Origin of the sequence: Asticcacaulis sp. AND118, from assembly GCF_020535245.1 — a bacterium.
Lineage (GTDB): Bacteria > Pseudomonadota > Alphaproteobacteria > Caulobacterales > Caulobacteraceae > Asticcacaulis.
The window spans coordinates 2,597,215-2,617,451 of the sequence record NZ_CP084910.1 but is presented as its reverse complement, the minus strand read 5'-3'; the positions used below and the strand labels follow the sequence as shown (position 1 = coordinate 2,617,451).

Below are 20,237 nucleotides of genomic sequence, written 5' to 3'. Positions count from 1 at the left end.
TCATTTTGTCTTTGCCCTTAATATCACGAATTTCGAAAATTCATTCTCCTGATTTCGTGTCATCCTGCAAAAAAATTCCGCAATAGACGGAAAGCTTAGCAGGGATGATTGAATGCAAGATCAGGTTTCCTTAAGCGACAAATACGTTCTCGACGAAGGTCGCGCCTTCATGAGCGGGGTGCAGGCCCTGGTGCGGCTGCCCATCATGATCGCCCGGCGCGACCGGCGCGCGGGCCTCAACACGGCGGGTTTCATTTCCGGCTATCGCGGCTCGCCGCTCGGCAATTACGATCAGCAATTGCTGCAGGCCAAGGCCGTCCTAGATCCGCTGCACATCGTCGTCAAACCGGCCATCAACGAAGACCTGGGGGCCACCGCCGTGTGGGGCACGCAGCACGTGCCGCTGTTCGAAGGGGCGCGTTTCGACGGCGTATTCGGCATCTGGTACGGCAAGGGGCCGGGCGTCGACCGGTCGGGCGATGTCTTGAAGCACGCCAATATGGCCGGGACGACGGCGCTGGGGGGCGTGCTGGCCGTGGTCGGCGACGACCATGCCTGCAAATCCTCGACCCTGCCGAACCAGTCGGAACTGGCCTTTATCGACGCCGAAATCCCGGTCCTCAGCCCGTCCACCATCGCCGAAGTGCTCGAATACGGCCTAAAGGGCATCGCCCTGTCGCGCTTCTACGGCGGCTGGGTGGCGTTGAAGACCCTTTCCGACCTGATGGATGCCTCGGCCGCCGTCGATCTCAGCGACCGTTTCGACACGCGCGCACCGGTCATCGACCTGCCGGCGGACGGGCTGCACATCCGCGCCACGGACACGCCCGCCGAAAAGGAAGCGCGCCACCGCCACTACCGCCTGCCTGCGGCCTCGGCCTTCGGACGGCTCAACGGCTTCGACAAAGTGGTGTGGGACACGCCCAATTGCCGCATCGGTATCGCCACGGCGGGCAAGGCCTTCACGCAGGTGATGGAGGCCCTCGATCTGCTCGACATCGATGCGGACGAAGCCCGTGACATCGGCCTCAGTGTATGGAAGGTCGGCATGGTCTGGCCGCTGGATGCGCAGGGCGCGCGCGCCTTTGCCGGGGGTCTGGAAAAGCTGCTGGTGGTCGAAGAACGCCGCGAGGTGATCGAGCCGCAACTGCGTTCGGCGCTTTACAGCCTGCCCGATGGCCGCCGTCCGCTGATCCTCGGCAAGCGGGGCCTGAGTGGTGAACCGCTGATCTCCGACGTGCTGGAACTCGATACGTTACAGGTGGCGCTGGCCCTGTACGACCTTTTGCCCGAAGCGGCGCGCCATCCCGCCCGGCGTGAACGCGCCGAAGGCTTCCGCGCCCGACTGACGACGAAGGAGACACTGAAACCCGACCACGTCCGCGCGCCGTTTTTTTGCGCGGGATGCCCGCACAATACCTCTACCGTCGTGCCCGAAGGGTCGCGTGGTCTGGCCGGAATCGGGTGTCACTATATGGCGACCTTCATGCCGCGCCGGACCGACATCTGCACCCATATGGGCGGGGAGGGCGTGACGTGGATGGGGCAGGCACCCTTCACCGATGAAGCGCACGTCTTCACCAATCTGGGCGACGGCACCTATTTCCATTCGGGGCTTCTGGCCATCCGTCAGGCCATCGCCGCCGGGGTCAATATCACCTACAAGATCCTCTATAACGATGTGGTGGCCATGACCGGCGGGCAGTCGGTCGATGGTCAGCTTACGCCCGTCATGGTGGCGCAGCAGGTGCGCGCCGAAGGGGTCGAACGCATCGCGCTGGTCTCCGACGATCCGGAAAAATGGGAGGGTGAAATGCCCTCCGGCACCACCTACGCGCACCGCGACGATCTGGAGGCCGTGCAGACCGAACTGCGCACCCATAAGGGCGTGTCGGTGCTGATCTACGATCAGGCCTGCGCCACCGAACTGCGCCGTCGCCGCAAGCGTGGCCTCGCCCCTAAACCCGCTGCGCGCATCTTCATCAATCCGGCGGTGTGCGAAGGCTGCGGCGATTGTCAGGCCAAGTCCAACTGCGTGGCCATCAATCCGCTGGAGACCGAACTGGGGCGCAAGCGCGAGATCGATCAGTCGGCGTGCAATATCGACACCTCCTGTGTGAAGGGGTTCTGTCCGTCCTTCGTGGCGGTCGAAGGGGCGGCGCTGAAAAAAGCCGCCGCCCCGGACATCAGCCCCCTGATCGCCGACCTGCCCGACATCACGCCGCCACTGGCGACGACGCGCCCGGTCAATATCCTGCTGGCCGGGATCGGCGGGCTGGGGGTGACGTCGTTGTCGGCCATGCTGGGGATGGCGGCGCATATCGACGGCTGCGAAGTGTCGGTGGCCGATCAGACCGGTCTGGCCCAGCGCGGCGGCGGCGTCGATGCCCATGTGCGCATCGTGGCGCAAGGCGTGCGTTTGCCCGCGCCGCGTATCAGCGCCGGGGAAGCCGATGTGCTGCTGGCCGCTGACATGGTGCAGGCGACCGGCAAGACGGCCCTGCCTCTGGTCAGCCCGGACCGCACCCTGAGCTTTGTCAATTCGGCCCTGACCTCGACGGCGGCGTTCACGCTGAACCGCGACATCGTCTTCGATCGCGGCGGGCTGATGGGACGCTTGCGAAAGGCGTCAAAGCGCATTGAGCCGCTCGACGCCGGGGGCGTGGCGCGGCGGCTTCTGGGTGATGCCGTCTATGGTCACATGATCCTGCTGGGCGCCGCCTGGCAGGCCGGTGCCGTGCCGCTCAGCCGCTTCGCCATCGAAGAAGCCATCGACCTTAACGGTGCGGAAAAGACCAATAACCATAAGGCCTTTGCCTTGGGTCGCGCCCTCTATTTGGGGCGCATCGCGCCGCCGAAAGCCGAAACTGCCTTTGATGTAGAGGCCTTTGTTGCCCGCCGCATCGCCGACCTGAGCGCCTATCAGAATGCGGCCTATGCGGCGCAATATGAAACGCTGATCGACGCCGTGCGGAAGTTGGAATCGCCGGCCCTGCTGGAGGCTGTGGCGCGCAATGCGTTCAAACTGATGGCCTATAAGGACGAGTACGAAGTGGCGCGGCTTTATGCCGATTCGGCCTTCCGCGAGCGGTTGGCGGCGCAGTTCGATGATCCGAAAAAACTGAGCGTATTTCTCGCCCCGCCACTATTGGCGCGTAAAAATCCGCGGACTGGCGAGCCACGCAAGATGAAGTTCGGCGGCTGGGTCTTCGGCGCGTTCGGCGTGCTGAAAGGCCTCAAGGGGCTGCGCGGCACGGTCTTCGATCCGTTCGGCCATACGCACGAGCGCCGCTTGGAGCGCCGGTTGCGCGACGACTATCTGCGCCTCGTCCGCGACCTGATCGCGCAGGTTCAGCCGCACAATCTCACCCAGGCTGTGGCTATTGCCCGCCTGCCTGAGAATATCCGCGGCTTCGGCCACATTAAGGCCGCATCGGTCGAGACTTACGAAGCGCAAAAGACGTCGTTGCTGGCTGCGTTTGCGAAAGTGAAGCCCGCACAAAAATCCCAGTCCCAAAAGGAACCTCTCTATGTTTGATTCCCCGGCTTACGACGCCCACGAAAAGATCGTCGATGTCAACGATCCCGAAACCGGCCTGCGCGCCATTATCGCCATCCATTCGACGGCGCGGGGGCCGGCGGCGGGCGGTAGCCGTCTGTGGACCTATACCGATGCATCAGCGGCGCGCACCGACGCGCTGCGGCTGTCGCGCGGTATGAGCTATAAGAACGCCATGGCCGAACTGCCTTTCGGCGGCGGCAAAGCGGTGATCATGGGCCCGGTCGCGCCGGAAGACCGGGAGCGCATCTTCGCCGCCTTCGGTCGCGCGGTCGAAGCCTTGGGCGGTCAGTACATCACCGCCGAAGACGTCGGCGTCAGCGTCTCGGACATGATGATCGTGGCGCGCGAGACGAAGTACGTTTCCGGCCTCGCAACAGAGGGGGCGATAGGGGGCGATCCGTCGCCCTTTACGGCGCGGGGCGTGCGTATCGGTATCGAGGCGGCGGTCAAGGCGCGCCTCAACCGTGACTCGCTTGATGGCGTGCGCGTGGCCGTTCAGGGGCTGGGCCACGTCGGCGGTTATCTGTGTCAGGAACTGCATGAGCGCGGCGCAAAGTTGATCGTCGCCGACATCAATCCGGACCGCGTGCAGGACATGCGCGCGCGTTTCGGGGCGGACATCGCCGATGTGCGTGAGATACTTTTGACCGAGGCCGATGTGGTCGCACCCTGCGCGCTGGGGGCCATCATCACGCCGGAAGTGGCCGAGCATCTGAATACGGGCATCGTCGCGGGCGCGGCGAATAACCAGTTGTCCATCCCCGAAGCCGGCGCGGTGCTGGCGCGTCGCGGCATCCTCTATGCGCCGGATTACGTCATCAATGCCGGCGGCATTATCGCGGTATCGGCAGAATATAATGGCGGTGTGGATCGTGCGGGTATCGATGCGCAAATCGAGGCGATCGGCCCGCGTCTGGCGGACATTTTCGCGCGCGCCAAGGCCGAGCATCGCCTGACCGGCGACGTAGCCGATGCGCTGGCCAGAGCGAAGATGGTGCGGATTTGATGCCCCTCTCCCCGCAAGCGGGGAGAGGGGATAAATCATTTCCCAACCGACTGATTCTGTGATTATCTTTCAAAAATGCTGCACGCATAAGGATGCAGCAAAAATCACAAGAAAACCGGGAAAGGACGCCTCAATGGACGCCGTCAGCCTCGAAGAAAAGCCCCTATTAACGCGCGTTGAAAACGGAGTGGGGCGGCTGACGCTCAACCGTCCGAAGGCCCTGCACGCCCTGACCACCCACATGTGCCGCATGATGGCAGAGACGCTGAAGACATGGGCCGATGACGCACGTGTGGGCTATGTGGTGCTCGACCACGCCGGCGGGCGCGGGTTCTGCGCCGGGGGCGATGTGCGGGCGGCGGCGCGTTCGGGGCGCGGTGACGGCGAAGCGGCGCGGGAGTTCTTCCGCACCGAATATCGCCTCAACACCCTGATCAAGCGTTTTCCCAAGCCCTTCGTCGCCCTGATGGACGGCGTGACCATGGGCGGCGGCGTGGGCATCAGCGTCCACGGTACGCATCGTATCTCGACCGAAAACACCCTGTTCGCCATGCCGGAAACCGGCATCGGCCTGTTTCCTGATGTCGGCGGCGGCTGGTTCCTGCCTAGACTAGAAGGTGAAGTCGGGACGTGGCTGGCCCTGACCGGTGAGCGTCTGCGCGGCGCCGATGTGCGCGCGGCGGGTATCAGCACGCACCATGTGGCGGCCGCCGATCTGCCGGCTTTGAAGGCAGAACTGCTCGCTGGAAACGACATCGACAATGTGCTGCACCGCTACGACCAAACCGTCGGCGAACCGTCCTATACTGAGCATCTGGAGGCCATCAACCGCATCTTCGGCAAGGCGAGCATGGCCGACATCGCCATTGCGCTGAAGCTTGAGGACACCGACTGGGCGCAGCATCAGGGCGAAGTGCTGGCCACCCGTTCGCCCTTCTCGATGAGCGTCACCCTCCGCCATCTGCGCGAAGGCCGCCGCATGGACAGCTTCGAGCAGGTGATGGAGATGGAGTTCCGCATCGCCTCGCGCATCTGTCAGAGCCACGACTTTCTGGAGGGGGTGCGCGCTGTGCTCGACGACAAGGATCACTCGCCGCACTGGCTGCCGCAATCGATCGGCTGCGTCAGCGCCGAGAGCGTCGAAGCCCTGTTTGCGCCGCTGCCGCGCGAACTTTATGCTTAAGCGTCACTAATATTATTCATTACGGCGTTATTTACAGTTAAGGGGCCAATATGCCATCGTGAAACCGGACGCGGGGTCTGGTGGGGATGGCTATGCGGGCAGTGGCGTGGGTGATTGCGGCTGTGATGGTCCTTGGCGCCCATACGGCTTTTGCGGACGAAAAGCTTCAGCGACTCGATGCGCAGGCCGAGGCGGCGGTGGACGAACTGCTGTCCCCGCCGTCGGAGTCCATGCCCTATCGTCGCGTCAATACGGTGGTCAATGCGCCGGGTCTCGGCGAGGCCCTGGCCGGGCCGCCGAAAGACACGCGGGTCTATGACATTACCGGCGATATACAGCATCAGGCCGACGTTCTGTTGCAACTGGTCAATCAGGCCCGCGCCGAGGTCGGGTGCGGACCGCTGAGCCTCAACGCGCAACTGATGCAGGCGGCGCAGCGTCAGAGCGTTTCGATGGCGGAAAAGAATTACGTCTATCATTACACCGACGATGGCGTGCGGCTGAAGCACCGCATCGGCGACACCGGCTATGCCTATACGCTGCTGGGCGAGAATGTCGCCGCGGGCCAGAAGACGGCGGAGATCGTCTTCCACGAATGGATGACCAGCCCCGGCCACCGCGCCAATATCCTCAACTGCGGCTATGAAGAGATGGGGGTGGGCTATGTTCACGATCCGCAGGACGGCATCGTCGGCACAGCCAGCGTGCCTTATTACTTCTACTGGACGCAGGTGTTCGGCCGCCACATGAAGATGGCGGGGAAGTGACATTTCATACCTCCCTGCACAAAGTGCGGGGAGGGGGACCGCACCCGCAGGGCGTGGTGGTGGGGTGCCTTGCGATATCCCCACTTACTCAGTTTCTAAAAGCAAGAACCCCCACCACCGCATCTCAGCTACGCTTCGTGCGGTCCCCCTCCCCATCAAAGATGGGGAGGTATGAAGGTAAGCGACGCCCGCGTGCCACGGCCGCCTTGGAGCGGGGTGGGCGGCCCAGCGCATCGGAGATAAACCACGCCGTCTCGATGACCTTGTCGAGGTCGACCCCCGTCTCGATGCCCAGACCGTTGAGCATGTACAGCACGTCTTCGGTCGCTACATTGCCCGATGCGCCCGGCGCGTAGGGACAGCCGCCCAGGCCCCCGACCGAGGTGTCAACCGTCGCGATGCCATAGTCGAGCGAGACGAGGATATTGGCCAGCGCCTGACCCCAGGTGTCGTGGAAATGCACGGCCAGCTTCGCCGCTTCGACGGGCTTTAAAACCCCGTCGAGAAGGCGCTGCGTGTCGCCCGGCGTGCCGCGCCCGATGGTGTCGCCCAGCGAGACTTCGTAGCAGCCGAGATCGATCAGTTTCTGCGCCACGTCGGCGACGGCTTGGGGGGCGATGGGGCCTTCATAAGGGCAGGCGATGGCGCACGAGACATAACCGCGCAGAGCGACGCCGTCTTTAAGCGCGCGTTCGGCCACGGGGGCGAAGCGGTCGAGGCTTTCGGCGATGCTGGCGTTGATGTTTTTCTGGCTGAAGGTCTCGGACGCCGCCGCAAAAATAGCGACGCTTTGCGCCCCCTCCCCCAGCGCCGCCTCATAGCCTTTGAGATTGGGCGTCAGCACCGGATAGGTCAGGTGGGGCGTGCGGGTGATCCCCGCCATGACCTCAGCGGCATCGGCCATCTGAGGCACCCATTTCGGCGAGACGAAGCTGGTGGCTTCGATAAAGCGCAGCCCCGTTTGCGACAGGCGGTCGATCAGGCCGATCTTGGTCGCGGCAGGCAGAATCTGCGCCTCGGCCTGAAGACCATCGCGCGGTCCGACCTCGTAGAGGGTGACGTGGGTGGGGCGGGTCACTTCGTTTCCTCGAACAGTTCGCGCCCGATCAGCATACGCCGGATTTCGCTCGTGCCGGCACCGATTTCGTACAGCTTGGCGTCGCGCCACAGCCGCCCAGTCGGGTACTCGTTGACATAGCCGTTGCCGCCCAGACACTGAATGGCTTCACCCGCCATCCACGTCGCCTTTTCCGCCGCATACAGAATGCACGCGGCGGCGTCCTTGCGCGTCGTCTCGCCCCGGTCGCAGGCTTGAGCCACTGCGTAGACATAGGCGCGGCAGGCCCCCCAGGTAGCGTACATGTCGGCGATTTTCCCTTGCATCAGTTGGAAGGTGCCGATCGGCGCGCCGAACTGCTGACGCTCATGCACATAGGGGATCACCACGTCCAGACATGCGCGCATAATGCCCAGCGGCCCGCCGGACAACACCACGCGCTCGTAATCCAGACCCGACATCAGGACCGCCGCGCCGCGCCCTTCGTGGCTCAGAACGTTCTCTTCCGGCACCTCGCAATCGGCAAAAAACAGTTCGCCCGTATGCGAGCCGCGCATCCCCAGCTTGTCGAGCTTTTGCGCCACCGAAAAGCCCGCGAAATCCTTTTCGATAAGAAAGGCGGTGACGCCCTTTGAGCCTTCGCCGGTGCGCGCATAGACGACCAGCACATCGGCGTCCGGGCCATTGGTGATCCACATTTTTGAGCCGTTGAGCACGTAGCGGTCGCCGCGTTTTTCAGCGCGCAGCTTCATAGACATGACGTCCGATCCGGCACCGGGTTCGGACATGGCCAGAGCGCCGACGTGCTCGCCATTGATCAGGCGCGGCAGGTAGCGGGCCTTTTGCGCCTCATTGCCGTTGCGCACGATCTGATTGACGCAGAGGTTGGAATGCGCGCCGTAGGACAGGCCGACCGAGGCCGAAGCGCGGCTGATCTCTTCCATGGCGATAGTGTGGGCCAGGTAGCCCATTTCCGCCCCGCCGTACATGTCGGGCGCGGTCAGGCCGAGAATGCCGAGGTCGCCCATCTTGCGCCATAACGAAATTTCGCCACCTTGGGGGAACTGATCCGTGCGGTCGATTTCTGCGGCGTGCAGCGCGATTTCAGCGGCGGCGAATCTGGCGACGGTATCGCGCAGGGCGTCGATTTCGTCGCCGTGGGCGAATTGCAAATGCGGAAAATCGGTCATGGTCGTTTCCTGTGGCTCTCCCCCTCACCCCAGCCCTCTCCCTCAAGGGAGAGGGGGCAAAGAGGCTATTGTAACGTCCCTCTCCCTTGAGGGAGAGGGTGGCGCAAAGCGCCGGGTGAGGGGGATCAGGTGATCGCCGCCAACACCGCTTTTTCAATTACCTGCTCGCCCGTCACGGCGTTTAGGCCCGTCACGGTTCCGGCGCGCGGGGCCTTGAGCGTCAGTTGAATCTTCATGGCTTCGAGCACGATCAGGGGCTGGTTCTTTTCGACCGTATCGCCCTCTTTCACATGTACCGCGACAACCAGCCCCGGCATGGGGGCGACCACCTCAGACGCCTCATGCGCCTCGTGCAGAGCGTTCGTGAGGTGCCGCACATCGACCGGTGAGGCGGGGGGCAGGTTGAGCCGGAATCCGGTGGCATCGTGCCAAGGAGAAGGGGGCGAATTTACAGGTATATCATAATCCGGCCACGGTGCAGTGAGGCGCTCCAGATGCCGGCCGATAAAACCGGTATCGATCTCGCCTGCGCGGAAATCGGCGTCCGACGCGATGCGGCGCAGGAAGCCCAGATTGGTGCGCAGACCTTCGGCGCGGGTGTGGATCAGCGCGGTGCGTAAACCCTCCAGCGCGGCGTCGCGGTCCGGACCGTGGACGATCAGCTTGGCGATCATCGGGTCATAAAAGACGCTGACCGCATCGCCTTCCGCCACGGCGGAATCGGCGCGAACCCCGGACGGAAAGACGAGGCGGCTCAGCGTGCCGGTAGACGGCATAAAATCGTGTTCGGGGTCTTCGGCATAGAGGCGCGCCTCGATGGCATGGCCTTTCAGCGGCACCTGATCCTGCGTCAGGGGCAGGGCTTCGCCGGCGGCGACGCGCAACTGCCATTCGACCAGATCGAGCCCCGTAATGGCCTCGGTCACCGGGTGTTCGACCTGAAGCCGGGTGTTCATCTCCATGAAGTAGAAAGAGGCGTCAGCGATGCCTCTGGACATATCGACGATGAACTCGATCGTACCCGCGCCGGTATATCCGATGGCCTTGGCCGCCTTCACCGCGGCCTCGCCCATGGCCTGGCGCATGGCGTCGGGCAGGCCCGGAGCCGGGGCCTCTTCGATCACCTTCTGGTGCCGGCGCTGCAGCGAGCAGTCGCGTTCATGCAGATGCACGGCGTGACCGTGGCTGTCGGCAAAGAGCTGGATCTCGATATGGCGTGGCACTTCGATATATTTTTCGATCAGCACGCGAGGGTCGCCGAAGGCGCTCTGACCTTCGCCCTGGCATGATTTCAATAATTCTGGAAAATCAGACTCATTATCGACGCGGCGCATCCCCTTGCCGCCGCCGCCCGCCACCGCCTTGATCAGGACCGGGAAGCCGATGCGGCGCGCGGCGGCCAGAAGCGTGGCTTCGTCCTGCGCGTCGCCGTGATAGCCGGGCGTGACGGGGACCCCGGCGTCTTCCATCAAGGCCTTGGCCGCACCCTTCAAAGCCATGGCGCGGATGGCTTCGGGCTTCGGGCCGATAAAGACGATTCCGGCGGTGGCGCAGCTTTCCGCGAACTCAGCGTTTTCCGAGAGGAAACCGTAGCCGGGGTGGATGGCTTCGGCGCCGGTGCGTCGGGCGACCTCAATAATCGTATCGCCGCGCAGATAGCTCTGCGCCGCCGGGGCCGGGCCGATCAGGTGCGCTTCGTCGGCTTCGCGCACAAACAGCGCGTTGGCGTCGGCTTCGGAATGAACAGCGACGGTCTTGATGCCGAGACGTTGGCAGGTGCGGATGATGCGGCAGGCGATCTCGCCGCGATTGGCGATGAGGATTTTACGGAACATGGTAAAGCTCCCCCTCTCCCCCACGGGGAGAGGGCCGGGGTGAGGGGGCGAAAAGCTGAGCTTGGAACGGCCCCCTCACCCGGCCTTTCAGGCCACCCTCTCCCCGTAGGGGCGAGGGGATTATCAGATCGTTCCTCATCTTACCCACCCCGGTTTGCGCTTTTCGAGGAACGCGGCGATGCCTTCGCGGCCCTCGTCCGACGCGCGGCGGGCGGCGATGCGGCGGGCCGTCAGGCGCAGCAATTCATTATCTATAGTGCGGCCCGTCACATCGCCGATCAGCGCCTTGGCATCGGCGACGGCCTGCGGACCGCTGGCCAGCAGCCCGTCGATCAGCGGCGCGGCGGCGGCATCGAGTCCGGCCTTGACCTCATGCACCAGTCCGATGCGGCGGGCCTCGTCGGCGCTGAACCGTTCGCCGGTCAGGAAGTAGCGCCGGGCGGCGGCACCGATCTTCGCCACGACAAAGGGCGAAATAGCGGCAGGGATCAGGCCCAGACGCACCTCGGTCAGGCCGAACCGCGCATCGGGGGCGGCCACGACCATATCGCAGCACGCCGCCAGCCCGACCCCACCGCCGAAACAGGCTCCGTGGATCAGGCCGATCACCGGCTTCGGGCACGTGTTCAGGGTGTGCAGCATGGTCGCCAAGGCCAGCGCATCAGCCTCGTTTTCGGCTTCGGTTTTTTGCGCCGCGCGTTGCATCCAGTTGAGGTCTCCGCCCGCGCAGAAGCTTTCGCCTGCGCCGTTGAGCACGACCACGCGCACGGCAGGATTGTCACCCAGCACGCTGAAGATCTGGGTCAGATCGTCGATCATCGCCTCATCGAAGGCGTTGTGCCGGTCGGGGCGATTGAGCGTCAGGCGGGCTATGCCATTGGCAGAGATGTCGAGTTTAAGCGTGGACATGGCTTTGTCCTTTGTGTGATTTCCCCCTCACCCTGGCCCTCTCCCTCAAGGGAGAGGGGGAATTATTGTGTCCCTCTCCATGAGGGAGAGGGTGGCGCGTAAGCGCCGGGTGAGGGGGGAGCCAGGGTCTCATCATCCTACATCCTGAACACGCCGAACCGGGTCGGCTCTATCGGCGCATTGAGCGCGGCGGACAGGCCCAGCCCCAGCACGCGGCGCGTGTCGGCGGGGTCGATCACCCCGTCGTCCCACAGCCGTGCGGAGGCGTAGTAGGGGTGGCCCTGCGCCTCATAGGTCTCAAGGATCGGGGCCTTGAAGGCGGCTTCCTCTTCGGCGCTCCAGGCTGCACCCTTGGCCTCGATGCCGTCGCGTTTGACGGTGGCCAGCACATTGGCCGCCTGTTCGCCGCCCATGACCGAGATGCGCGCATTGGGCCACATCCACAGAAAGCGGGGATCGAAGGCCCGGCCGCACATGCCGTAATTCCCCGCCCCATACGACCCACCGAAAACCACAGTCAGCTTGGGCACATTGGCGCAGGCGACCGCCGTCACCATCTTGGCCCCGTGGCGGGCAATGCCCTCGTTTTCGTATTTGCGCCCGACTATGAAGCCGGTGATATTTTGCAGGAAGATCAGCGGGATGCCTCGCTGACAGCACAACTCGACGAAGTGCGCGCCCTTTTGCGCGCTCTCGGAAAACAGCACGCCGTTATTGGCGATTATGCCGACCGGATAACCGTACAGATGCGCAAAACCGCAGACCAGGGTTTCGCCGTACAGCGCCTTGAACTCATCGAATTCGGAGCCGTCGACCAGACGCGCGATTATCTCACGCACATCGATGGGGATGCGCTTGTCGACGGGGATCAGGCCATACAGTTCGCGCGCCGGATACAGCGGTTCGACGCTGTCGCACACCTTCAGCGCGACGGTTTTGCTGCGGTTGAGATTGCGCACGATCCGCCGCGCCATCTGTAACGCCTCGGCGTCATTGGCGGCCAGATGATCGGCGACGCCGGAAACGCGGGCATGGACGTCGCCGCCGCCCAGATCTTCGGCCGAGACGACTTCGCCGGTAGCCGCCTTGACCAGCGGCGGGCCGCCCAGAAAGATCGTTCCTTGACGGCGCACAATGATGCTTTCGTCAGACATGGCCGGGACATAGGCCCCGCCGGCGGTGCAGGAGCCCATGACCACGGCGACCTGCGGGATGCCCTTGGCCGACATCTGCGCCTGATTGAAGAAGATGCGGCCGAAATCGTCCTTGTCCGGAAAGACCTCGTCCTGATTGGGCAGGTTGGCGCCGCCGGAATCGACCAGATAGACGCAGGGCAGGTGGTTCATCTGCGCGACTTCCTGTGCACGCAGGTGTTTCCTGACCGTCAGCGGATAATAGGTGCCGCCCTTCACCGTGGCGTCGTTGCACACCACGACGCATTCGGTGTTTTCAATGCGGCCGATGCCGGTGATGATCCCGGCGGCGGGCACATCATCTTCATAGACCTTATGCGCCGCCAGGGCCGACAGTTCGAGGAAGGGCGAACCGGGATCGAGCAGGGCGTCGACCCTTTGCCGCGGCAGGAGTTTCCCGCGCGAAACGTGCTTTTGCCGCGCGGTTTCGCTGCCGCCTTCGGCAATGCGGGCGGTCAGGGCGCGCAGATCGTCCACCAGCCCCTGCATGTGGGCGGTATTGGCCTTGAAGTCGGCGCTGCCGGTGTCGGTCTGGCTGTTAAGGCGCATGGAACGTTTCCTTTAACGGAAACCTACACCCGCATTGACCATTGGAAAAATCGATAATAAAAATGAAGTGAATAGATAATGGCTATGATTGATCTATACCTCCCCGACAAGTCGGGGAGGTATGTAAGCGGAGTTGTTATGGAACCGTATCTTCTTCGCTATTTCCTCGCCGTTGTCGAAACCGGCTCCTTCACCAAGGCGGCGGAAGCCTGTCTGATTACCCAGCCGTCGCTCTCCGCCGGCATCAAACGCCTTGAAGAACAGCTCGGCGTCAGCCTGTTCGTGCGCAACAACAAGCGGGTGTTTCTGACCACCGCAGGGACGCGTTTTCTGCCGCGCGCCAAGACCATCCTGCACGAATGCAATGTGGCCATGGCCGAACTGGCTCAGACCGAACAGGCGCGCGTTCTGCGTATCGGCGTGTTGCAGACCCTCTCAGGAGCATGGGTGGCGGGACTGCTGAAAGGCTATCGCGATGCCGGTTTCGAGGGCCGGTTTGATCTGTTTGAAGGCACCGAGCAGGAGATATTAAACCGCTTCGACGAACGGGGCATAGATTACGCTCTGTCGATCCGCCGCGTCGAGGATGACGCCTCCGTGCCCCTCTATGACGAAGCCTATGTGCTGGCCTTACCGGCGGATCACCGACTGGCCGGGGAGGCGGTGGTGCGCGGCGAAGACCTGAGCGATCAGCCGATGATCGTGCGCTCGCGCTGCGAGGTGTTGTCGGAGACCAGCCGCTATTTCACCGACCGCAATGTGCGCCCACCTCTGGCCTATCGCACGGCGAATGACGAGCGGGCGCTGCGCATGGTGGCGGCCGGTATAGGCGCGACCGTGGTGCCGGAAAGCCATGTGGCAGAAGGTGTTGTGACGTCGAAATTGCACGGATTTGCGCATCGCCGGACCGTGGCCCTGTTCCGGCCCCGGCATGGTCTGCCGGATCATCTCAAGGACGCGGGCGAGGGGTTTGAGGGGTATGTGAGCCGTCTACCTCCTCCCCTGCGATAGCGGGGGAGGAGGTAGAGCGGCAACACTGTTGCAAGGTTCACCTGACGCAGGGGCCGGACGTTCCGTTCTGGGACGATTCCGCGATCCGTGCGGCAAGGTGTGGTCCATGTTTGAATTCGGCCGTGAACTGAGGCGCATTATGGGGCAAGGCGGGCGTTATGAGCCCGATGTGAGCCTCTATGAGCTGATGAATCTCGAACTGCTGATCACGCAGGGCCGCGGCCTCGACGTCGAAGGCGGGCGCGTATCGACGCGCAGCCGCTTCGAGCCCTATCTGGAATCGGCTCTGGTCTGGCGCGAATATGCCCGCCGCACCGGCGACACCTTGGCGCTGCGCAAGGCGACAACGGCGGCGGAATCCGCCGGCAAGGCCGCCAAGACCGTCAACGAAGCCGCCAGCGCGGCGCTGGTGCAGGCTGAAATCTGCCTGCTGGGCTATGATCTTTTTGAAACCGTCGAACTGCTGACCTCGGCCGAGGCTCTGGTCGCCACCGGCCGCAGCGCCATCGACGCCGACGCGCAACTGATGGCCGCCTACACGCTGACCGAAGGGCGTCTGGCGGCGCGTCTGGCCGTGCGTCAGGGCATCGGGGAAGACCTTGAGCCCGCGCTTCTGGCCATGGCCCATATCGACCGCGCCATCGAACGCTTCGACGCGCTGGTGCGTCAGTCCAAGGCCGCCAAGGACAAGATTCACGCCGCCGATGCGCGGCTGGAGCGCGCCGACCTGCTGATGCTGGTGGGCCTCGACCGCGCCGACAGCCGCCTGATGACGGCGGTGATCCGCGACCTGACGGCGCTGCGGGCGCGGCTGGATGCCGATTATGAACCGGTGACGTTTGCCCGCGTGACCCAGCGTCTGGCGCTGGCCCACGTCTGGTCGGGTCAGATCGACGGTCAGCCCGAAATGATCAGCGAAGGCATTGCGCTTCTGACGCCGGCGGATGAGGTGGTGACCTTCGAGCACGCCCCGCTCGACTGGGTGGCGCAGACGCATTTCCGTGCGCTTGCCCTGCAATCCCTGTCGGAACTGATTCAGGAGGACGGCCTGGCCGAACAGGCCGTGGCGGCCTTCGACCTGGCTTTGTCCAGGGCGCTGGCCAAGCCGTTGTCGCTGCGCGCGCAGATCGTCAATAACCGCGCCGCCTGTCTGGCGCGCCGGGCCGAGTTGAAGGGCGATCTCCTGTCGCTCGAAGACGCCAAAGACGCCTTCAAGGCCGAGTTGCGTCAGGTCAAGCCGGGCGAAGATCCGGTCGGCTGGGCCATCCTTCAGACCAATCTGGGGCGGCTCTATGTGGCGCGGGGCGACATCACCGGCTTCATGCTGGACCGCGCCGAGGCCGCCTATGCGCTGGAGGCCGCGCATGAGATTTTCGTCGAGCACGGGTTGAAGTCGCTGGCCGACACGGCGCTGGAAAACCTCAACCGCGTGCGTGCGGACGATCGGGAATAAGAACGACGTTCGCCGCAGTTGCCAGAAGCAACTTTCCAGCCTACCGTTCCTCGATTAACTATTCGAGGGCTGTTCATGAAACCATATCGTTTGCCGCTGGCGGCGTGCCTGATGGCCGCCACCATGTTCTCCGCGCCTGCGTTCGCCGCGCCTTCGACCGCGACCGAAGTCAATGATTTCCTGAAGCAATTACCCATCGCCGATACGACGGCTCAGGCCATCGGTCAGCGCTGCGATGCCATTCTGGCCTTGGGGGCTAAGGTCCGGACCGAACTGGAATCACGCAAAGGCCCGGCCACCATCACCGGGGATTTCGCCGCCTTCGACACCCTGATGCTGGTGATGGGCGATGGCGCGAACGAGATGTATCTGGTGTCGGAAACCAGCACGGTGAAGGAAAACCGCGCCGCTGCCGAGGCGTGCATCCCCAAACTGTCCGAGTTCACTACCGCCGTGTCGCTATCGCGGCCGATCTATGACCGCCTCAGCGCCATTCCGCAAAAGGGGCTGGACGAGAAAACCGTCTTCACCCTCAACAAGATGCTGACCAATTACAAGCTGTCGGGCGTCGATAAGGACGAGGCGACGCGCGCCAAGGTCGGCGCGCTGCAAACCAAGATCACCGAAACGGGGCTGAAATTCGCCGCCAATATTCGCGAAGACAAGGGCGATATCAAGCTGAAGCCCGAAGCGCTGGCCGGCCTGCCGCAGGACTATCTGGACAGCCATAAGCCCTCGGAAGACGGCTTTGTGCACCTGACCTACGACTATCCCGACATCGTCCCGATCAATCAGTTCGCCAGCCTGCGCGACACGCGCAAAATCGTCTCGCAGGGCTTTTTCAACCGCGCCTGGCCGGCGAATGAGACGGTGCTGAAAACCCTGCTGGAGCAGCGCTACGAGTTGGCCCAGACCCTCGGCTATCCTGACTTCGCCACGCTGGTCACCGCCGACAAGATGATCGGCACGCCGCAGCGCGCCGCGCAGTTTCTCGACGACGTCAATGTGGCCGCCAAGCCGGGCGCCGATGCCGACTATGCCGAGTTACTGGCCTTCGCCAGGGCGAGCGATCCGACGATCGACCGGCTGCAAACCTACGACAACAGCTACTTCTCCAACCTGCTGCGCAAGCAGAAATACAGCGTCGATGCCGCCGAGGTGCGTCAGTACTTCACCTATGACAAGTCGCGCAAAGGCATCTTCCAGCTTATCTCGGACCTGTTCGGGGCCGAGTTCAGGCCGTGGAACACGCCGGTCTGGGACAAGAGCGTCTCGGCGTGGGAAATGCACGATAAGGCCAGCGGCAAGCTGATCGGGCGCTTCTATCTCGACATGCACCCGCGCGACGGCAAGTATAATCACGCCGCGGCCTTCCCCATCCGCACCGGCATCGAAGGCCGTCAGGCGCCGGTCGGCGCGCTGATCTGCAACTTCCCCGGCGAGGGGCCGATGGAGCACAGCGACGTCGTGACCTTCCTGCACGAGTTCGGGCACCTGATCCACCTCATGTACAGCGGCCATACCCAGTACGGCGTGCAGTCGATGGGCAATCTGCAGTGGGACTTCATCGAGGCCCCGTCGCAGCTTCTGGAGGAATGGACGTGGGATTACGACACGCTCAAAACCTTCGCCAGCAATGACAAGGGCGAGCCGGTTCCGCAAGATCTGGTCAAGCGCATGAATGCCGGCCGCCGCTTCGGCACGCCCACCCGCTGGAAGGGGCAACTGGCCTATGCCGCCGTGTCGCTGAACTATTATAACCGCAAGCCGGACTTCGATCTCGATACGCAGTTCGATACGCAGATCGCGCGCTATTCGATGTTCCCGCCGATGGAGGGCGTGCACGATTACGCCAGCTTCGGGCACCTCGACGGCTATTCGGCCATCTACTACACCTATGTGTGGTCGAAGGCGATTTCGCTGGACCTGTTTACGCAGTTCAAGGCGGCGGGCATCCGCAATCCGGAAGTGGCGCAGCGCTATCGCAAGCTGGTTCTGGAGCCCGGCGGGTCGCAGGACGCAAATGTGCTGATCCAGAATTTTCTGGGGCGTCCGATGAGCCTTGAGGCGTTCAAGACCGAATTGCAGAAGAAGTAGGTCAAATCTCCTCCCTGTGCTGCAGGCATGGGGAGGTGGCGCGCCGAAGGCGTGACGGAGGGGGCGACTCTGATTTTATTGCAAACGCAGGTGCTTGATATCCTTCTTAGAACCAGGTCTCGTGCTCGCACTTTCTCCCGCGTTATCCCCCTCCGTCAGCTTCACTACGTTCGCTGCCACCTCCCCATTGCTGCGCAACAGGGAGGAGAAATAGACATTCGTTCTGTTCTTCACCCATCGATTCCTGATGTGGTGAACCTTAGCCTTTCGGGCTTCGTTAGTGGAGCCCGGAGGCCATGCCCCCTTCACCCGGACCGAAAAAGCCGCCCGAAGCCGAGCCCGTTCCCCATGAGCCCCCTCAGGAGGAACAGGTCGAACGCACGCCTGAAAAGGCTGCCGGTCCGGCGGCGATCGGTGGGGTGATTTGGGCAGGGTTGAAAGGTATCGGGCATGTCATCTGGCGGCGGGTAACCGGTCTGCCGCACTATGTGCTGTGGGTCGTCGGCATCCTGCTGGCGCTGCTGGTGGCGATCGTTCTGTTCCTCGCCAACCCCAACTGGAACTGGTTCAAGCCAACCCTGACCTCGATCCTTGAGGGCAAGTTGCATCGCCCCGTGCAGATCGACGGCGATCTGCGCGTGCACCTGTTCCGCTGGACGCCGGACGCCACGGTCAATGGGCTGAAAATCGGCCATCCGGACTGGATGCCTAAAGACCGCCAAGGCGCCAGACCCCGGCTGGCCGAGGCGCAAAAGGTCGCCGTCACGGCTGAGCTGATGCCGTTGTTTATCGGGCGCATCGTCCTGCCGCGGCTGGAGATCGACCGGCCCGTGCTGGACCTCTATCAGGACGCCGAAGGCCGCGCCAACTGGGATTTCAGCGACGGCAGTGTCAAGGGCAAGCCGACAAAACTGCCGCCGATCAAGGATTTTATCATCACCGACGGTCAGATCGTGATGACCAGCCTGTCGCGCAAGCTGCGCTTCACCGGCACGATGAACGCGCGCGAGCAAGCCGGGGCGGGACAGCAGGCACTGCAACTGACCGGCGACGGCTCGCTCAACGGGCGCACGTTCGAGCTGGACGCCACGGGCGGGGCGCTGCTCAACGTCCGCCGTTCGACGCCCTATCCGTTCGACATGCACGTGCGCGCCGGATCGACGACCCTGACCGCCAAGGGGCGGGTGGTGCGTCCGTTCGATCTGGGGCAGGTCGAGGGCGCGGTGACGGTCGAAGGCCGCAACCTGGCCGACCTTTATTATCTGACCGGGCTGAGCCTGCCCGACACGCCGGCCTACAGGCTGGCGGCGCAGGTCAAGCGCAACGACCGCGTCTACGATATTTCCGGCATAGACGGCCGCGTCGGCGGCAGCGATCTGCACGGCAAGCTCAAGGTCGAACTGCGTCAGGACGGGCGGCCCTATCTGACCGGCGATCTGCATTCGCGGCTGTTGGATTTCGAGGATCTCGGCTCGCTGTTCGGGGCAACCAAAGCCAATGCGCCGGTAGGCGTGCGTATCGAGGCCGATGCCGCAGATGCGCGGACCTCGCGCCGCCTGCTGCCTGATGCCTCGCTGGATGTAAACCGCGTGCGCGGCATGGACGCCAAGGTCACCTATCGCGCGGCGGCGGTGAAGGCGCGGGCCACCCTGCCGCTGCGCGAGGTGTCGCTGGGCGTCGATCTGAACAAGGGGCTGCTGATCCTCGACCCGGTGCAGTTCACCTTTCCGCAGGGCCGCCTGACCGGTACGGCGCGTATCGACGCGCGGCAGGCCGTGCAGACCAATGCCGTGGACTTCACGCTGCAGGGTCTGCGCGTGCAGGACATGGTGCCGGAGATTCAGGGCGGCGAGCCGATCGAGGGCCTTCTGCACGGGCGATTGAAACTGACTGGCAACGGGGCTTCGGTGCACGACGCGGCGGCTGTGTCCAACGGGGAATTTACCGCCGTCATGCCGGGCGGACGCATCCGTCAGAGTCTGGCCGAACTGATGGGTGTCAATGCCACCAAGGGCCTGTTCCTCTATCTGTCGAAAGACCCGGAGGAGACGGAGGTGCGCTGCGCCGTGGCGCATTTCGAGGTTCAGAACGGAGTGATGCGGGCCAAGTCCATCGTGCTTGATACCGGCGTGGTGCTGGTCAACGGGTCGGGGACGGTGAACCTGAAGGACGAGCGGCTGAACCTGTTGCTCAAGGGCAAGCCTAAAAAGTTCCGTCTGGTGCGGGTCAATGTGCCGCTGGTGGTCGGCGGCAATCTGTCGGCGCCTAGCATCGGCGTCAAGCCGGGACCGGCCCTGTTGCAGGGCGGTCTGGCGGCGGCGCTCAACTCGGTGGTGCCGTTCTTCGGGCTGGATACGGCGGAAAACGCCAACTGCGCCGGGCTGGTGTCGCAGGCGAAGGCCGAAGGCGCGCCGGTGAAATAGTT

General features: G+C 63.6%; 13 protein-coding genes. 8 read left to right on the top strand and 5 right to left on the bottom strand.

Annotated elements, in window-relative coordinates; genetic code table 11:
• Window positions 1-112: 112 nt before the first annotated feature.
• From LH365_RS12535 to LH365_RS12520, 4 genes are all read left to right on the top strand, one after another.
• Window positions 113-3,538: an indolepyruvate ferredoxin oxidoreductase family protein gene (locus LH365_RS12535; RefSeq protein WP_226743974.1), complete on the top strand. Its 3,426-nt coding sequence runs from the start codon at window positions 113-115 to the stop codon at window positions 3,536-3,538.
• A complete protein-coding gene (locus LH365_RS12530) occupies window positions 3,531-4,568 on the top strand; it encodes a Glu/Leu/Phe/Val dehydrogenase dimerization domain-containing protein (protein ID WP_226743973.1) in 1,038 nt (345 codons plus the stop codon). Before LH365_RS12535 ends, LH365_RS12530 begins: the two co-directional genes overlap by 8 nt.
• A gap of 133 nt (window positions 4,569-4,701) precedes the next feature.
• Window positions 4,702-5,751, top strand: coding sequence for an enoyl-CoA hydratase/isomerase family protein (locus LH365_RS12525; RefSeq protein ID WP_226743972.1), 1,050 nt, complete (start codon window positions 4,702-4,704; stop codon window positions 5,749-5,751).
• A gap of 86 nt (window positions 5,752-5,837) precedes the next feature.
• A complete protein-coding gene (locus tag LH365_RS12520) occupies window positions 5,838-6,518 on the top strand; it encodes a CAP domain-containing protein (RefSeq protein ID WP_226743971.1) in 681 nt (226 codons plus the stop codon).
• Window positions 6,519-6,642: 124 nt separating this feature from the next.
• On the opposite strand, the gene LH365_RS12515 is transcribed toward LH365_RS12520, so the two are convergent.
• The 5 genes from LH365_RS12515 to LH365_RS12495 form a co-directional block, all read right to left on the bottom strand.
• Window positions 6,643-7,596 (bottom strand): hydroxymethylglutaryl-CoA lyase, encoded by a 954-nt coding sequence (locus LH365_RS12515; RefSeq protein ID WP_226743970.1) that lies wholly within the window; start codon window positions 7,594-7,596, stop codon window positions 6,643-6,645.
• Window positions 7,593-8,765 carry an isovaleryl-CoA dehydrogenase gene (locus tag LH365_RS12510; RefSeq protein ID WP_226743969.1) on the bottom strand — a complete coding sequence of 391 codons (1,173 nt, stop codon included), beginning with the start codon at window positions 8,763-8,765 and terminating at the stop codon, window positions 7,593-7,595. The genes LH365_RS12515 and LH365_RS12510 overlap by 4 nt, the downstream gene beginning before the upstream one ends.
• Window positions 8,766-8,890: 125 nt before the next feature.
• Complete coding sequence (locus LH365_RS12505; RefSeq protein WP_226743968.1) at window positions 8,891-10,600, bottom strand: acetyl/propionyl/methylcrotonyl-CoA carboxylase subunit alpha; 1,710 nt, start codon at window positions 10,598-10,600, stop codon at window positions 8,891-8,893.
• Window positions 10,601-10,735: 135 nt separating this feature from the next.
• On the bottom strand, window positions 10,736-11,509 hold the full coding sequence (locus LH365_RS12500) for an enoyl-CoA hydratase/isomerase family protein (protein WP_226743967.1): 774 nt from the start codon (window positions 11,507-11,509) through the stop codon (window positions 10,736-10,738).
• Between the two features lie 137 nt (window positions 11,510-11,646).
• Window positions 11,647-13,251, bottom strand: coding sequence for a carboxyl transferase domain-containing protein (locus LH365_RS12495; RefSeq protein WP_226743966.1), 1,605 nt, complete (start codon window positions 13,249-13,251; stop codon window positions 11,647-11,649).
• A gap of 138 nt (window positions 13,252-13,389) precedes the next feature.
• Here LH365_RS12495 and LH365_RS12490 point away from each other — a divergent pair, with 138 nt between their 5' ends.
• The 4 genes from LH365_RS12490 to LH365_RS12475 all read left to right on the top strand — a co-directional run bounded on the left by LH365_RS12490 (window position 13,390) and on the right by LH365_RS12475 (window position 20,235).
• Window positions 13,390-14,262: a LysR family transcriptional regulator gene (locus tag LH365_RS12490; RefSeq protein WP_226743965.1), complete on the top strand. Its 873-nt coding sequence runs from the start codon at window positions 13,390-13,392 to the stop codon at window positions 14,260-14,262.
• 106 nt (window positions 14,263-14,368) lie between these two features.
• The gene (locus LH365_RS12485) at window positions 14,369-15,715 is read left to right on the top strand and encodes a hypothetical protein (RefSeq protein ID WP_226743964.1); all 1,347 of its coding nucleotides are present in this window, start codon (window positions 14,369-14,371) and stop codon (window positions 15,713-15,715) included.
• 75 nt (window positions 15,716-15,790) lie between these two features.
• On the top strand, window positions 15,791-17,812 hold the full coding sequence (locus LH365_RS12480; protein WP_226743963.1) for a M3 family metallopeptidase: 2,022 nt from the start codon (window positions 15,791-15,793) through the stop codon (window positions 17,810-17,812).
• 296 nt (window positions 17,813-18,108) lie between these two features.
• On the top strand, window positions 18,109-20,235 hold the full coding sequence (locus LH365_RS12475; protein ID WP_226743962.1) for an AsmA family protein: 2,127 nt from the start codon (window positions 18,109-18,111) through the stop codon (window positions 20,233-20,235).
• Window positions 20,236-20,237 lie beyond the last annotated feature (2 nt).